Genomic DNA, 15,800 nt, shown 5'->3' with positions numbered 1-15,800 from the left:
TGCTGCGCTTCATAACTAATGGCATCGTCGACCAGCTTGATCAACCGACCGATATTCCAACTGGCGGCACGTACCGAGATGCGACTGGCGGGCCAAGCGGGCTCGGACATTCAGGAGGGGTATCGGACGCTGCCGCCCCAGTCGTTGCGCTGCCAGCCTTCGGGCGCTGTCCACCACCAGTGCGAGAGCGTCCCCTTCGAGCTCTGCGCGAAGAACTGGAGTTGATCCTCGAACGCGAACCCGATCGGGTCGGAGTACGCCTCACCTCCCTTGTCCTCGAACGTGACCTTGGCCGTGCCTCGATCCCACCACCAGTGGTAGAGGGTGTTGTCCGGCCCACGGGCGACCACGTGCTGCTGGTTGGCCGTCTTGAAGGCCGAGGGCGCACCCGCGAACTTGCCGGGGGCACCTGTCCACTTGACCTGATGCAGTCCATCGGCCGGGTCCCAGAACCAGTGGTAGAGCTGGCCGTCCGCTGCCTGTGTGTACACGTGTTGCTGACCGAGCCAGACGAAGGTGGTCGGGTCGGAGTACGCCTCACCACCCCAGTCGGCGAAGTGCGGCTCGTACTCCCCCAGGCCCCACCACCAGTGGTAGAGGTGCTTGTCCGCTCCACGCGCCACGACGTGGAGCTGGTTGCCCCAGACATACGTGGACGGGGTTCCGACAATCGGTCCAGGTGCGCCGCCCCACTTGTCCAGCCGGAGTTCGCCGTCCGCGGGATCCCACCACCAGTGCTGCAGATCGCCGGCGGATGAGCGGGCGAAGGTGTGCTGCTGGCCAGACCACAGCACGGCGCTAGGGTCTCCGGCTGCGTCACCACCCCAGTCCGCGACGTGCTGCGTGGTCTCGCCTTCGATCCACCACCAGTGCAGGAGCTTCCCGGCCGTACTGCGCGCCAGCGCGTGCTGCTGGTTGAGCCAGGCGAACCCCGTCGTCTTGCCCCCGACCGGCCCACCGCCCCAGTCGTCCCGCTTCACACCGGCCGCGGCACTCCAGTCCCATCGCCCCACACTGCCGCTGGCGGTGGGAGCCAGGATCACCTCGTGCCCGGCCCGGCCGACGTCGTTCCATTGGTACGCCGGGCTGCCCGGTACCTCGTCGACCGCCTGCCCGGCGCCATACACCTCGATGTCGTCGACGAACTCACCTGTGCCTTTCGGCGTACCGGTCTTCGCGAACGTGACCCGGACGAACCGGCCCAGCGTCGGCGCGAAACTGATGTCGTACCAGATCCGGGAGGCACCGTTGATCGCGCCGACCTGACCCGCGTCCGCGTAGTTCACCCCATCCCAACTGGTGGCGACGGTGATCTGGTCCGGTCGGTAGTCCGGGTACTCCTCGTAGGCATGAACCCGGACGGTGCCGATCGTCTGAAGACCGCCGAGATCGATCGCGACGGACGGCGCCTTGAACTGGCCGTTGGTCAGCTCGTAGCCGAAGGCAAGTCCGTCACCCCAGTCATCGGCCAGCACGCCGTCGGTGGCCTCCCGCCCCTTGTCCGGGAACCGGGCCGCCGGTGCCGTGGCTGTGTATGGCTTCCCGCCGGCGAGGTTCTGCTGCAACAGCAGGTTCCCCGCCACTTCCAGCTTCTGCAGCTCGTACGGCGTGGTGCTGATCACCTCGACGCGGATGTACCTCGTCTTCGCGTTCAGACCGACGAAGTCGTCGCCGCCATTGCTGGTGACGTTGGCCGCCTCGGACCAGTCCGTGCCGTTGTACGAGATCAGCACGCGGTACTTGTCCGCGAAGTTCGCCCCCCACTTCAGGTGAACGCCATCCACCTGGCCCTGCCGGCCAAGGTTGGTCTGCACCCATTTCGGACCTTCGGTCCGTGCCTTGGCCAGGTCCTTGGCAACGATCGGCTTGCCGGCGGCCGCGTCCAGGGCGATGGCGCGGATCCGCTGCATGTAGGACACGTCCCGCGAGTACTTGGTGCCGTTCTGCCCGACCGTGGTCGCAAGATCCTTGGCCAGGCCGGGATTAGTTTTGCCGAGCTTGTTGAGGACCTCCCAATCCTCCAGGCCGTCCCGCAGTGACTCGTATCGGGTGCTGGCCTCGATCGTGTTGTGCGCCTTGTCCGGGCGCACGATGTAGCCGTCACCCTTGATGTTCTGCGCGTCCATCGAGTACTGCCAGTTGTTGTAAGCCCAGTGCAGGTAGCCCGTGACACCGCGGCTGTAGGAGAACCACATCGTTTGTCGCTGCTGCCACTGCGGCTGGTCGATCAACCTGTTCAGGTACTCACCGCCGAGGCCGGCACAGTTGTACAGCCACAACTCCTTGCCCTTGGCCCGCTCGGCATCGAAGGGCGCCGGACCGTCGGAGTAGATGGTGACGTTCGGGATGACGATGTCAGAGGCCCTGGCGACCTCTCCCGAGATCGGGTAGACGGTTGCGTCGCCCAGTTTCACGTCGGGGTAGTACTGCCGGATCTTGGCCGCGATGTCGAACCACTGCCGACCACCCACGTCACCGTTCGGCTCGTCACCGACATGCGTCCAGAACATGTCCTTCCAGCCTTTGTCGACCAGATGTTGCCGCAACGTCGGATAGAACTGCTGGTACCAGTTCTCGCCTGCCGGGCTGTCCCAGGCCACATAGTCCGGGATCTGCGCGCCGGTCTGCTTCGGCGTCACCTCGATCAGAAACTTCGGAAAGTCCTTGTTCCGTGCCGGAGTCTGTGGCCCGGCGCCGGTGAAGCCCTCCAGCCGGTTGACGACACCCTTGTCGAGGAACCGCTGGACCACCTCGTCGAAGCGGCTGAAGTTGAACGTGTACTTGCCGGCGGCATCGACCTTGGAGCCGCCGTCGGTGAGCAGGTTGATCATCGGTAACTGCAGGTCGTTCTGCCGGTACTTCTTCATCGTGTCGGCCCAGTTGTCGATCAACTGCCACCAGCCGGGTGAATACCGGTCGTGGTCGTAGAAGAGTTTGACCGTGTCACCCGCACCTGGGTCCCAGGAGGTCAGTCCCAGGAGGTTCGTCCACATCACGTTGGTGAACTCGGACTGGTTCGCCGGCGGGATCACCACATTGCGCGCGTTGACCGAGATCGCCACACTCAGATCGCCCGCAGTCGTACGGACGGTCGCGCGGCCACGGTAGACACCACCGGCCGCACTCGCCGGGACGTGCACCCGGACCCACAGCGACTGCGTCTGGTTCGCCGGGACAGCGATACCCGGCTGGTTCAGCAGCCGGTCCGGGAAATCACCAGGCGCCGTCCTGATCAGTGGATTGATGTTGTCCGACGGATGGTTGAGGTACTCGTAGCCGACCGGGTTGGAGGAGATCTCACCGGCCGCGATCGAATCCGACGGCCCGACCAGCGTGGTGAAGTCAACGCTGTTCACGGTGAACGCCTGCGGCCCGCGCACGACGATCTGCGCGCCCTCGTACTCGTTCTTCGCCGTGTCGAGGGTGATCCGGTCCGATGCCTCCGGTGACGGCCCACTGTCCTTGAAGACCGAGTTGTACGCCGTCTCCGTCCACACCGACGGCAACGTCGGAGCCTGCAGCTGGGCCCTGGCGGCGCTCGGCTGCCCGACCGCGGCAGTCGTCACCAGCAACCCTGCCGCCAGTACAACCCGGATCCATCGCATGCCGACCTCCGCTGAGTGACGATGTATCACCACAGGGTGCATACTGGACCAGTCCAGAACAATCCATGAAATACAGGTCGAATCCTGTCTACGGCGGTTGGTCGCTCCGGTCTTAGAGAGCAATCACTAATCTGGAGGTTCGTCCATGGCAGTGCTCAACGTTCATCAACGGCGCCTGCCTGTCTCGGCGGCCGAGGTCGGTGCTCTCATCGACAGCCTCGCCGGTGAGACCGACGTTCTCTGGCCCCATCAGACCTGGCCCGCGATGGAGTTCGACCGTCCACTTGGCCTGAATGCTGACGGTGGCCACGGTCCCATCAGGTACGTGGTCAGCCACTACGCACCCGGCAGTTGGATCCGGCTGACGTTCACCGGCCCCAGAGGTTTCCACGGTTTCCACGAGTACGCCGTACACACACAGGACAATCAAACGGTGCTGCGGCACACGCTGGCGATGCGCTTACGGGGTCCGGCACGCCTGACCTGGCCATTGGCGTTCCGGCCACTCCACGACGCTCTGATCGAAGACAGCCTCGATCGGGCCGAGATGGCCACCGTCGGCAGCGTGACCCGGCCCGCGCGCTGGAGTGGCTATGTGGTCCTACTGCGGAAGTGTCTTGGCGCCCGGTCGGTACGCCGGTGAAATGTTCCGCCGCGCTCCTATCGGAGAGCGATGAGTTCCTCGATCAAGGCGGTCCTGATCGTCACGTCCTGCTGATCCGCGGCCGGGTTCCAAGGACACGAGATGTCCAGAGCGACCACGCGACCGGTCTGCAGCACCCGGCGTGCCGCCGCCAGGACAGTGTCCTTGGACGGCCCATCGGGAGCGGGGAACCGGACGCCGGGAAGTTCACCGATGTCGATCACGTCGACATCGATATGCAGGATCAGCGCCCCGCCGGGCAGCACCGCTGAAGACAGATCGTCAACGGGATAACGCTTCAGTTCGCTGGTGGAGAGAAAGTCGGCTTCGGCAGGGTCCAGGTCGCGGGCATCGACCAGAACAGCCTGCTGCTCGGACAGTGGGCGCAGCCCTAGAGGTTCGGCGAGTCGCTCTGGGTGCCGGCCCATCGCCAAGCTGAGGGCCATGCCACCGAGGTAGCCGGAAGTTGATGTCTGCAACGTGTGTACGTCGCCGTGGGCGTCGAACCAAACGATGGACGGATCCATACCGGCACGCTGCGTGCCGACGATCGTTCCAAGTGCCACCAGGCAGTCTCCGGAGATCACAACAGGCATGGCATCCGGCCCGGTGTGGTCGGCCACTGTCCGCGCGACCTCGTCGTACAGGGTCGTCAGGCGCGGCCAGATACTCCCGTCGGGCAACGAGGCATCCACTGTCACGGTGGCCCCGTCGGGGGGCAACGGAATGCTTTCATCGGGGAGACGTTCGTCCTGGTGATATGGCACGACGATGGTGGTCACACGCGCAGGATAGGCGGTTCGCCGTACCGGCGACGCCGCGATCGTGGCCGAACGGACGGCCTGATGGAGAAGTCCACTCGTCCTACGCGTCGTCAAGGCGGTTTCGGTGGGCCCAGGAGGCGGCCTCGAGTCGAGTTGTCACGTCGAGCTTGGTCAGGATGTTGGAGACGTGAACGCCCGCGGTTTTCGCGGCGATGAACAGCTGTTCGCCGATCTGCCGGTTACTCAGACCGGCGCCCAGGAGCCGCAGCACTTCGTGTTCTCGCGGTGTCAGGCCACCTGGCCGGGCACGAGATTGCGGGGCAGTCGGTGGGTCGAGCGCGAGGCGGCCGCGGGCGGCCAATTTCTCGATCTCGTTCAGCAGTGGAGCTGCGCCCAACTCGGTGGCAATCGATGCCGCTTCCCTCAACTGTGCCGCGGCGCCGGGCTTGTCTCGTGCGGCAAGGTCGGCCTCCGCGCTTCGCCACAATGCCTCGGCGACAGCGTATGGCTCGGAGAGATTGCGCCAGGCGGTGACCGCTCGATGCCAGGCTTTCCGGTCGTGCTTGTCCAGCTCGGCGTTGACGGTGGTTCGGTACGCCTGCTGCAGTTCGCCGAAAGCAGGGAGGTCCACGTGCCAACTATCGAGAACCCCCGCTCGTGCACCGACAAGGAGCAGCGGCCAGCCGTACCGGGGGCTCACCGCAAGGTCATGCTCGGTCAGGGCGTGGTCGATGATCGTACGGACTTGGTCGAGACTTCCTTGTGCCTGTGCCAAACGGCCTTCCAGCAGATCTGATTCGAGGCAGGACTCCTCGCCGCGGGTGTGACCTCGTACCGTCGAACGAACCTGGGCTGCGGCTTTCTCGGCGCCGGCCAGGTCTCCGCTCCTGATCGCTACGGTCGCTTGCTCGATCAGCAGGTAGGCGCGATAGAGCGGCGGCGGCGCCAGATCGAGGGCATCGAGGATGATCTCTCCTGCCTCCTCCCAACGGCCCAACGACACCAGCGGCTCGGCAAGGTTGGGAGCCAGCAGAGTTCCGTAGGTGCGGGCCAGCCCGAGTTCGCGGGCCACGGCGATACCCTTCCGCGCAGCGGCTGCGGCTGCGGTGTGGTCCCCGGCGGCCTCGAGTGTGTCGGACTCGGTGGTGGCAATCAGCAACAATGTGTCGTGCGCGTCGGCATCGCGAGCGGCCGTCGAGGCCTGCTCGAACATGTCTGTCGCAGCCATCCGGCGACCTTCGCCAGCGGCCAGCGCGGCAAGGGTGACCAGCGCTTTTGCCTGTACTGCGAGGTCCGCGGTGCGGCGGCCGATCGCCAGCGCTTCCGTACTGGCCAGCGTTGCCTGCGGCAACCGGCGCGCGGCCAGAAGCGCGCGTGCCAGCGACGCCAGCAGCCAGCCACGAGCCGGGGTCGGCGCCTCGGCGGACGTCAGGTGGAGGGCTTCGGACAGGTCCGGCACGGGGTCCTGACCGAGCCGATCCCGCAGAGCGGCCCGAATTTCCAGCATCGCCGCCACCCGGAGCGGCTCCGCTGACCTCAGCTGGGTCAGCGCTGCGGTCGCCAGCGCCTCGCCGGCTTCGATCTCACCGGCCGCGAGGCCGGACTCGGCGGCCATTTCCAGTACCTGGACGTAGTCGACGCCGATCGGTCGCGGAAGGTGATCCCACAGTTTGAGAACGCAACCGAGCATCCGGTGTTGTTCGCCGTACGCGTGGGCTTGCTGCGCGGCGGCGGCCGCATCCCAGGCCGCGTCCACTGCCTGGCCGAGATTACCGGCGGCGTACCAATGCGCCGTGAGTTCGGCGAAGTTCTGGTCCTGCGAAAGCGCTTCGGCGTATCGGGTGTGCAGTCGTACGCGCTCGCCGGGCAGGAGGTGGTCGTAGACGGCTTCGCGGATCATCGCGCGCCGAAAGGCGTAGCCGTCGTCGACCACGTCCATGAAGTGCTGGTCGACGACTGGTCGCAGCGCATGCTCGAAGGTCAGGTCGTCCAGGTCCAGGACGGCGGCCAACAACTCGTGCCCGACGTGGCTGCCCGCCACGGCGGCGGCGCGAAGGACCTGCTGGGAGACGACCGGTAGCCGATCGGCGCCGGCCAGCAGCAGGTCGCGCAGCGACACCGAAGCCTCCTCCGGAGAGTCGACCAAAGCCTCCACGAACAGCGGATTGCCCTCACTGCGCCGGAAAACCCGGTCGAGAAGTTGCGGTTCTGGTTGGTGGCCGAGGAGGGCGGTCACTTGCGCTGACACCCCGCGACGGCTCAGGCTGCCGACCTCGAGTCTGCGAACGCCGTCGATGCGGGACAGCGCCGGTCGCAGTGCCCAGTCGTCCGGACGACTGGTGCAGATGAGCAGGATGCCCGGTTGGCTGAGGTTGCGCAGCAGGAATACCAGCAGCTCGCCGGTCGATCTGTCGGCCCAGTGCAGGTCTTCCAGGACAACGATCAGCGGGCGGTCCTCCGCCGACCGTTCCAGCAAGATCAAGATCTCCTCGAACAGCCGGGCCCGGCCCAGATCTGGGTCAGGGTCATCGACTGCCTCGCCCAACTCGGGTAGCAGCCGCGCCAGACCGCGGCGGCCTTGCTCGGGCAGCCACGCCGACACCTCCGCCATCCCGACGGCACGGACGAGCCGTCGTAGCACCGTGCGGAACGGAGCGTAGGGCAGCCCATCCGCGCCGAAACCCGAGCAGCCGCCTTCGAACACGCGGGCGACGCCCGAGCCGACTCCGGCGATGAACTCGTGCACCAGTCGGGACTTACCGATCCCCGCGTCGCCGCAAACGAGCACGGTCACCGGAGCCTCAGGGGTGGCGGCAAAGGCAGCGGCCAGCGCGGACAGCTCCGCCTCTCGCGCCACCATGACGGGACTCACCGCACGGTTGGACATCGATCCGATGATTGCACGACCGGGTCCGGAGCTAGGAGAATTCCTTCGTCAGGGCGCCGGCCAGCTCCCCAGTGCGAAGCTGGTCCGCCCTGGAGCCGAGGCCGGTCTGGGCGAAGATGACCTCCGTGGCACCGGCCTCGAGATACGCGCGGACGCCGGCGGCGACGGTTTCCTCATCGCCGATCAACGCCAGTTGCGCGGGATGATCGATGCCCTCGGCGGCGAGAATCCGCTGATAGGTAGGGAAAGCGGCGTAGAAGCCCAGTTCCTCCCGCGCTGCCGCGGTCACGGCGTCCACCTTCGACGTGACGATCGCTGGTACGGCGGCGATGATCCGCGGCGCGGTACGACCGGCGGACTGCGCGGCTGCGGTGATGGCCGGTGCGATGGTGTTGGCGATCGTCCGCCTGCCTGCCAGGAACGGCAGCGTGCCATCGGCAAGCTCGCCGGCCGCCCGCAGGGCCTGCTCTCCCATCGCCGCGACGATGATCGGGAGCGTTGACGCGCCGCCGACCACGGTGGAGTAGCCGGCCGTGGCCGCAGTCACCGTCGGACCGTGAACATCAGCCTCCTCGCCGGCGAAAATCGCCCGTAGGGTGGTCATATAGTCGCGCAGATGGCGGATCGGCCGGTCGTACGGGACGCCGTACAGGCCTTCGGCGACCGGCCCAGCTCCCAAACCGATGCCGAGCGTGAATCGGCCGGCACTGGCGGCCTGCACGGTCAGGGCTTGACTGGCGAGCACCACCGGATGCCGTGGATACATCGGGACGACCGACGTACCGATGGCCACGTCCGGCACCTCGCGCGCCACGGCCGCGGCCAGTGTCAGTGCGTCGACGTCGAACCGCTGGGACAGCCAGATGCCGCCGACCCCGAACTCAGCGGCCGTCCGCGCCTGGTCGATCAGCAGATCCACCGCGTTCGTACTGCGTGCGACGGCGTCCGAGGTTGTTGGCAACGCGATTCCGACGGTCATTCTTCGATCCTTCCGGTAGTGACGACGACACGTTCCGGGTCGGGTGCCGCCGGCTTGGCCGGCACGCGGCTCGTACGACGTGTCACAGCAAGGCTGACGACGTTCAGGACAAGGCTGGCGGCGGCGAGCGCGACCCCGATCCAGATCGGGGCGACCAACCCGTAGCCGGCGCCGATCGCCAGGCCGCCGAGCCAGGGGCCTGCCGCGACCCCGACATTGAACGCGGAGGCATTCGCACTGGCGGCCAGCGGGGAGTCCGCAGCCTGCGCCATCGCCCGCGACGTCATCGCCGGATTGCTTCCGAAAGCGACGAACCCGAAGGCCAGGAACGCCACCACGGTAGCGATCTGGTGGTGCACGACCAGCGCGAAAAACGCCAGCACGGCCACGGAGCAGGCCAACGCCACGAACAGGCTGAGATCCGGCCGCCGGTCGGCGAACCGGCCGCCGACAGCGATGCCCGCGATGCAGCCGACCCCGTAGAGGACCTGCAGGATCGGGACAGTGGAAAGAGAAAAGCCGGTCACGTCGGTCAGCAACGGCGTGATGTAGCTGAAGGTGCCCAGAAACGCCGCCAGCGCCAACGCGTTGGCAGCCAGGGTCGCCCAGAGCCGGCCACTGCGGAAGATCGACAGCCCGCTCCGAAGGCTGACCTGCGGACCACGTTCCTGCCGGGGCACCCACGCCAGAACGCCGACAAAACTCAGCACCGCGAGCACCGACACCATCCAGAAACTCGCCCGCCAGCCGAAGTGCTGGCCGACCAGGGTGGCGATCGGTAGTCCGATCACGCTGGATACCGTCAGGCCGCCGACCAGCACGGCCAGCGCACGGCCGCGCCGCTGCGAGCCGGCCAAGCCGACCACCACCGACGCTGCCCTCCCGAAAAAGGCGCCCATCGCGGCGGCAGCGATCACCCGGGAGACCATCAGAACCGAGTAGGTCGGCGCAACGGCTCCAAGACTCTGACCAAGGACGAACAGGCCGAGGAGCATCAGCAGAACCAGCTTCGGTTCCAGTCGTACGAGGAGGCTGGTGAGCAGTGGGCCACCGATCGCGACACCGATCGCGAACCCGGAGATCAGCAGACCGGCGGTCGGAAGAGAGATCGACAGGTGCGCGGTGAGCGACGGCAACAGACCGGACAACATCATCTCGGTCGTTCCCATGCTGAAGATGGCCATCCCCAGCACGTAGACGGCAACAGGCACGTCCGAACCCCTCCCAATATTTGAGCTTCAGCTACAGAACAGGAGCAAAAAAAATCACAGCACCGCGATCGAGGCTTCCAGAACGTCGGCCAGTTGCTCCGGATCATCGAAAGTCGTCGCGAGTACCGTCATTCCGTACATCGTGCTCAGCACCATCCGGCCCAGTGCGCGAGCCGCCACATCTGTCCTGATCTCACCGCATGCCTGGCCGTACTCGATGGCCGCGACCAGGGCGTTCTCGGTCTCACCAAAACGCTTCCGGAGCAACTCGGCGAGTTCTGGATCAGTTCCGGCCAACTGCACGGCGGTATTGACGGCCAGGCAGCCGGTGCGGCTGACGCCGATCGGGCTGTTGCTCATCGTCGCCATCAGCAGGCCGCGGATGCGCTCTCGAACCGGCTTGGGCTCGTCGAGAATGGCCAGCTGGGCAGCCGCCCCGCGTTGGTTGTAGCGCTCCAGCACACGATCGAAGAGCTGGCGCTTGCCGTCGAAGGCGTTGTAGAGGCTGCCAGGCCCAAGACCTGTGGCTTCGCAAAGATCCTGCGGCGTCGTGGCCGCAAACCCCTTACGCCAGAAGACATCTGTCGCCTGGTCGAGCACCTGCTCGGTATCGAAGCTGCGCGGCCTGGCCATGACGGTGACCGTACGCCATTCTGTAACTCAAAATCAAGAACGCCGGGAATCTAGGGCGGCTGCTCGTGGCGGACTAGGGAATCTGCCCCATGTCCGCAGGGCACGCTCCCGTCACGCTGGAAACGTGCACACCTTGCGGATCGCAGCCAGATGAGCGGCCAGGGGACTCACTCCCAGGCCGCGGCTCAGCAGGAGCCACTGCTCAACCGCCAGATGGTCATGCTGCTCCTCACTGTCGCCGGCGCTATGGCGAGCTTCTATCTGCTGTTGTCGGTGATCCCGCTGTCTGCGGCGACCGGCGGTTCAGGTGGCGTGGCGGCCGGGTTGGCGACCGGGGCGATGATGCTCAGCACAGTCCTGACGGAGCTGCTGGTGCCCCGGCTGGTGGCGCGACTGGGATATCGCGGCGCCCTCAGCCTGGGGCTGGTCCTGCTAGGCGTTCCGGCGCTGGCGTTGCCCGGAACGTCGTCGGTCCCGCTGCTGTTGTCGGTCTGCTTGGCCCGCGGGGCTGGGCTCGGGATCATCGTGGTCGCCGGCGCCGCCCTAGCCGCCGAACTCGCCCCGGTCTCCAGGCTCGGCGAGGCGCTGGGCATCTACGGTGTGGCCTCCGCGATACCTTCCATCGTTTTCCTGCCGCTCGGCCTCTGGTCCGTGCCGCACACCGGGTACGGACCGGTCTTCGTCGGCAGTGCAGTCGTGGCTTGCCTTGCGCTGCTCGCCGTCCTGGGCCTTCCCTCGTTGTCAGCGAAAGTCGAACGCCACTCCAGTGTCCTGCCCGGATTCAGGGTAGGCCGACTGACCAGGCCAGTGGTGGTGTTCTCGGCAATCACGCTGGCGGCCGGGGTGTGGGTGACCTTCCTGGCGCTGGCCATGCCGGCTGAAATCCGGCAGTGGGCGCCGGTGGCTCTGCTCGTACAGTCCGTCGCCACCCCGACGGCCCGCTGGGGCGCAGGCCGGTTCGGCGATCGGTTCGGCTCCGGCGGACTGCTCGTGCCGGCCGTCGTCGCGGCCGGTGCCGGTGCCGGCCTGTCGTTCTGGGTGGCACACCCGATCGCCGTGGTGGTCGGGATGGCCCTGTTCGGCATCGGGTTCGGGATAGCCCAGAACGTCACCCTGGCCCTGATGTACGCACGCAGCTCCCGCGCCGAGTACGGCCGGGTGAGCGCGATGTGGAATCTCGGATACGACGGCGGCATGGGTATCGGCGCCGTGGGCTTCGGATTCCTGACCGAAGTCGTCCCCTATCCGATTGCATTCGCGGTCGTGGCGGCAGTGGTGTTCGCCGCACTCCTCCCGGCCTGCCTTGATCTGTCGAAAGCGAAGGCCTGATGACCAGAGAACTTTCCGACGAGATCCACCGGCTGATGCCATCCGTACGCAGCGACCTCGATCGACTCGTCCGGATCGCGAGTGTGCGCGGGCAGGCGGTGCGGGACTCTGCGTATCTGACGGCTGCGCTCTTCCGGGCCGCCGGAGGAACGGTCGAGATCCTCGCCGTACCTGGCGGCGCACCGGCGGTGATCGCGACCTTTCCTGGCCCGCCGAACACCCCCACCGTTCTGCTGTACGCCCACCACGACGTGCAACCGGCCGGCGACAAGGCCGCCTGGAACACCTCGCCCTTCGACCCGGTCGAGAAGGACGGCCGGTTGTACGGGCGTGGAACGGCCGACGACAAAGCCGGCATCGCCGCGCATCTCGCGGCCGTGCGCGCCTACGGCGGCAGACCTCCGGTCGGCGTCACCGTTTTCGTGGAGGGTGAGGAAGAAGTCGGCTCCCCCACACTGGCCGCGTTTCTGGCTCAGCACCGCGGCCGGCTGGCAGCCGACGTGATCGTCCTGGCGGACGGCGACAATTGGGGTATCGGGCAACCCGCGCTCACGGTCGGGCTTCGAGGCCTGGTCGACTGCCGCATCACGGTCCGTACGCTGGCCGCGAATGTCCACAGCGGAGCCTTCGGCGGTGTAGCGCCGGACGCGTTGACGGCGCTGTGCCGCCTGCTGGCCACGCTCCACAACGATCGCGGCGAGGTCACGGTGCAAGGCATCGGACGCGGTGGGGTCGCGAACGTCCCCATCAGCGATGATCGGATCCGCCTCGAGTCCGGCATGCTGGCCGGCGTCGCATCGATCGGCCACGGACCCTTGTCCGATCGACTGTGGAACCAGCCTGCACTGGCCGTCCTGGCCATCGACTCACCCTCGACCGCCGAAGCGCCCAACGCTCTCCAGGCGTCCGCGCGAGCGAAAGTCAGTCTCCGGATACCGCCCGGCAGCGACCCGGCCGACGCCTACGCGTCCCTAAGACAGCACGTCCTCGGCAATGTGCCCTGGGGAGTGGATGTCAGCATCGAACCTGGCCAACTGGTCCAGCCGTATGCGATCGACACCACCGGGGCCGGGTACGACGCCGCCCGGGCCGCTTTCACGACCGCGTGGGGCGTGCCGCCGGTGGAAATCGGCTCCGGCGGGTCGATTCCCCTCGTCGCCCCGTTCGCCGAGGCATTCCCGCACGCGGCCTTGCTGATCACCGGACTCGCCGACCCGCAGTCGAATCCACACGCCCCCAACGAAAGTCTCCACCTCGGAGACTTCACCAAGGCATGTCTCGCCGAGGCATTGTTGCTTCGGCATCTCGCGGACGGGTGACGGCGAATGCCCAGGTGCAGGTCTACCAGCGCTGGCACAGCATCTGAGGGGCAGCACCGACGGAATAATGATGCTCGGAACGTGATCACTTCGGCGTCGAATTGTCGGCGGATCTGAGGAGTTGTCCTGCGTATGAAGGCTGTAGGCGTGTGGGAGTACGGCGGGCCAGAGGCACTGCAGGTCCTGGACCTGCCTGAGCCGAATCCAGGTCCGGGCGAGGTTCGGATTCGAGTGCACGCTGCGGCAGTGAATCCGACCGACACCTTGCTGCGTGCAGGTGCGCACGCCTCTCGGATGAAGGGACTCAAGCCGCCCTATGTGCCGGGGATGGATGCTGCAGGTGTCGTTGAGAAGCTGGGACCGGGTGCCGACCACCGGCTGGAGGTCGGTCAGCCGGTGGTGGCACTGGTCATGCCTACTGGGGCGCTCGGTGGCGCCTACGCTGAGCAGATCATCGCAGCGGCCGCGTCGGTCGTGCCCGCTCCCGAGGGGATCGACTTCCCGGCGGCCTCGACACTGTTGATGAACGCGCTGACCGCGCGACTGGCCATCGACGCACTCCATCTCAGCCCAGGTCAGGCCGTCGCCATTACCGGCGCGGTCGGCGCGCTTGGCGGCTATGCCATCCAACTCGCCAAAGCTGATGGACTGCGGGTGATCGCGGATGCCGCATCGGCAGACGAACCCCTCGTGCGGAAGCTAGGCGCTGACGAGGTGGTAGCTCGCGGGATGGACGTCGCCGATCGGATCCGAGCTCTGGCCCCGGACGGCGTACCAGGCTTGGTCGACGGGGCTGTGCTGAACGAGCTAGTGCTGCCCGCGCTGGCCGACGGCGGCGCCGTGAGCGTCGTCCGGGGTTGGGATGGGCAGACCGAACGCGGCATCACCCTCCATCAGATCCTCTGCTCACGACAGGCGACCGCAACCGACCTCCTCGAGCGACTCAGTCGCCAAGCCGGGGACGGCACCCTCAGCCTTCGCGTCGCCGACATACTTCCCGCAGCACGGGCGGCCGACGCACACCGGCTGCTGGCGGCGGGAGGCATTCGAGGCAGGTTGGTGCTCGACCTCACCAACTTCGACGGCTGAGCAGGACCGCCTACCAGGCCGAACTCCCAGCGCTCCCCAGGTCATTGCCGACAGCAACGGGGACTGGACGCCTTCGCCCGCTCCCCGACCGGCCAATCGGGGACTGCTACTTATGTAGGGGAGCAGTTGGTCCTTGGAGCTGATGTGAGCGTGACGAAAACCTCGTTGAATTGCAGGTATTCCGACGGCCAAGCGCCTGACCACCTGTTGGCAACCACCAGGGAGCAACCTTGCCGATCAAAGACGACCGAGGCGTATACGAAATCCAGGTCCGCGGGCTTCCGACCATCGACGAAGCGCTCGCCTTGCAGGAGCCAATCGCACGGCTGCTCTGCCCCGAACCGGAACACAGCGGCCCCTGTGACGTGCCGTGGGGCTTCACCGTGCACGGCGACGAACAATCCCATACCCACACACTCGTCGTCGGCATCTACACCGAGGGCACACGAGCCGCGAACCTTGCCGACGGTGTCCGCAGCATCACGCCCGACAAATCGGTCGATGTTGCCGCTGGCAACTCCGGGAACTGGGCGACGCTGGTTGAGCAGTTTCAGATCGAAAGCAATCCGTCATCTCACTCATCATCCTGCTGACAGCGCGAGACGCCGGACTGCGGTTGCGGGCCGTCCGGACCGGTTGTCCGGATGACCCAAGGAGCTAGCCTCAGATCCGGCGAGTCACGAACCTGAGGTGAGGCGTTCCGGGGTCAGCGCGAGGACGACGCGCTCGGGGTCGACTGGGCGATCGCCGGGGTCATGACCAGGCAGATAACGCGCGAACAGACGCCTCGACAGCTCCTCGTGACCACCCTCCTCATGTGCCTCGCCGACCGCGGCGACGTACCGCAGGGTCTCCTGGTCGTTGATCAAGATCGACAGGTGCGGATCACGCGTGAACAGCCGGTACTTCAGCCTGGTCCGCAGAGTGGAAAGCCGGAAGGTCGTACCGTCCCAGTCGAACCACACGACACTCAGCTGCGGCGGACTTCCCGGCCGGTTGAACCCGACGACCGCGTGCAGCGGCTTGGCGAGGATGGCCTCGATCTCCGGAGTTGTCTCCATCGTCTCTCCTCAGCACCCGATGACGGCTCAGAACCCAATGATGACCTCGCCGACCATACGCGGCGGAGGGACCAGGCAGGACTATCAGCACACTCTTTACGGGGGTTCACTCTGCAGATGTACACGCACATGCTGCCCTCGTCCCACGACCGGGCTCGTCAGGCCGTGGACTGTCGGCTCGAGCGACTTGGTTTGCGGCTGACGGAGCAGCGACGGAGCAGGGTCGAAAAGCGGGCCTGATGATGAGGACCCTGACCTGGGTCCGGGGCTGGTCTGATGA

General features: G+C 66.5%; 12 protein-coding genes. 5 read left to right on the top strand and 7 right to left on the bottom strand.

The features are described 5' to 3' along the window. Positions 1-110: 110 nt before the first annotated feature. Positions 111-3,605 carry a glycoside hydrolase domain-containing protein gene (locus ACFVWG_RS25525; protein ID WP_391545915.1) on the bottom strand — a complete coding sequence of 1,165 codons (3,495 nt, stop codon included), beginning with the start codon at positions 3,603-3,605 and terminating at the stop codon, positions 111-113. A gap of 145 nt (positions 3,606-3,750) precedes the next feature. On the opposite strand from ACFVWG_RS25525, the gene ACFVWG_RS25520 reads away from it, so the two are divergent. Then, positions 3,751-4,248, top strand: coding sequence for a hypothetical protein (locus ACFVWG_RS25520; protein WP_391545914.1), 498 nt, complete (start codon positions 3,751-3,753; stop codon positions 4,246-4,248). Between the two features lie 17 nt (positions 4,249-4,265). Here ACFVWG_RS25520 and ACFVWG_RS25515 read toward each other — a convergent pair whose 3' ends face one another. The 5 genes from ACFVWG_RS25515 to ACFVWG_RS25495 form a co-directional block, all read right to left on the bottom strand. Continuing rightward, positions 4,266-5,030: an arginase family protein gene (locus tag ACFVWG_RS25515; protein ID WP_391545913.1), complete on the bottom strand. Its 765-nt coding sequence runs from the start codon at positions 5,028-5,030 to the stop codon at positions 4,266-4,268. Positions 5,031-5,112: 82 nt separating this feature from the next. Further along, entirely contained in the window at positions 5,113-7,899 is a 2,787-nt protein-coding gene (locus ACFVWG_RS25510) for an AAA family ATPase (RefSeq protein WP_391545912.1), read from the bottom strand. Positions 7,900-7,930: 31 nt separating this feature from the next. Then, complete coding sequence (locus ACFVWG_RS25505; RefSeq protein ID WP_391545911.1) at positions 7,931-8,878, bottom strand: TIGR03564 family F420-dependent LLM class oxidoreductase; 948 nt, start codon at positions 8,876-8,878, stop codon at positions 7,931-7,933. Next, positions 8,875-10,089, bottom strand: a complete 1,215-nt coding sequence (locus ACFVWG_RS25500) for an MFS transporter (RefSeq protein ID WP_391545910.1) — start codon at positions 10,087-10,089, stop codon at positions 8,875-8,877. The genes ACFVWG_RS25505 and ACFVWG_RS25500 overlap by 4 nt, the downstream gene beginning before the upstream one ends. 54 nt (positions 10,090-10,143) lie before the next feature. Then, positions 10,144-10,722: a TetR/AcrR family transcriptional regulator gene (locus ACFVWG_RS25495; protein WP_391545909.1), complete on the bottom strand. Its 579-nt coding sequence runs from the start codon at positions 10,720-10,722 to the stop codon at positions 10,144-10,146. Positions 10,723-10,872: 150 nt separating this feature from the next. On the opposite strand from ACFVWG_RS25495, the gene ACFVWG_RS25490 reads away from it, so the two are divergent. From ACFVWG_RS25490 to ACFVWG_RS25475, 4 genes are all read left to right on the top strand, one after another. Next, positions 10,873-12,051, top strand: a complete 1,179-nt coding sequence (locus tag ACFVWG_RS25490) for an MFS transporter (RefSeq protein WP_391545908.1) — start codon at positions 10,873-10,875, stop codon at positions 12,049-12,051. After that, positions 12,051-13,370: a dipeptidase gene (locus tag ACFVWG_RS25485; protein WP_391545907.1), complete on the top strand. Its 1,320-nt coding sequence runs from the start codon at positions 12,051-12,053 to the stop codon at positions 13,368-13,370. Before ACFVWG_RS25490 ends, ACFVWG_RS25485 begins: the two co-directional genes overlap by 1 nt. A 132-nt stretch (positions 13,371-13,502) precedes the next feature. Further along, positions 13,503-14,459, top strand: a complete 957-nt coding sequence (locus ACFVWG_RS25480; RefSeq protein ID WP_391545906.1) for an NADP-dependent oxidoreductase — start codon at positions 13,503-13,505, stop codon at positions 14,457-14,459. Positions 14,460-14,689: 230 nt separating this feature from the next. Continuing rightward, on the top strand, positions 14,690-15,052 hold the full coding sequence (locus ACFVWG_RS25475; protein ID WP_391545905.1) for a hypothetical protein: 363 nt from the start codon (positions 14,690-14,692) through the stop codon (positions 15,050-15,052). 84 nt (positions 15,053-15,136) lie between these two features. Here ACFVWG_RS25475 and ACFVWG_RS25470 read toward each other — a convergent pair whose 3' ends face one another. Beyond that, a complete protein-coding gene (locus tag ACFVWG_RS25470; protein ID WP_391545904.1) occupies positions 15,137-15,520 on the bottom strand; it encodes a pyridoxamine 5'-phosphate oxidase family protein in 384 nt (127 codons plus the stop codon). Between the last annotated feature and the right edge of the window lie 280 nt (positions 15,521-15,800).

The organism is Kribbella sp. NPDC058245, assembly GCF_042882005.1.
Lineage (GTDB): Bacteria > Actinomycetota > Actinomycetes > Propionibacteriales > Kribbellaceae > Kribbella.
Note: the sequence above shows the minus strand (reverse complement) of the source record. Positions and strands in the feature narration are given on the sequence as shown.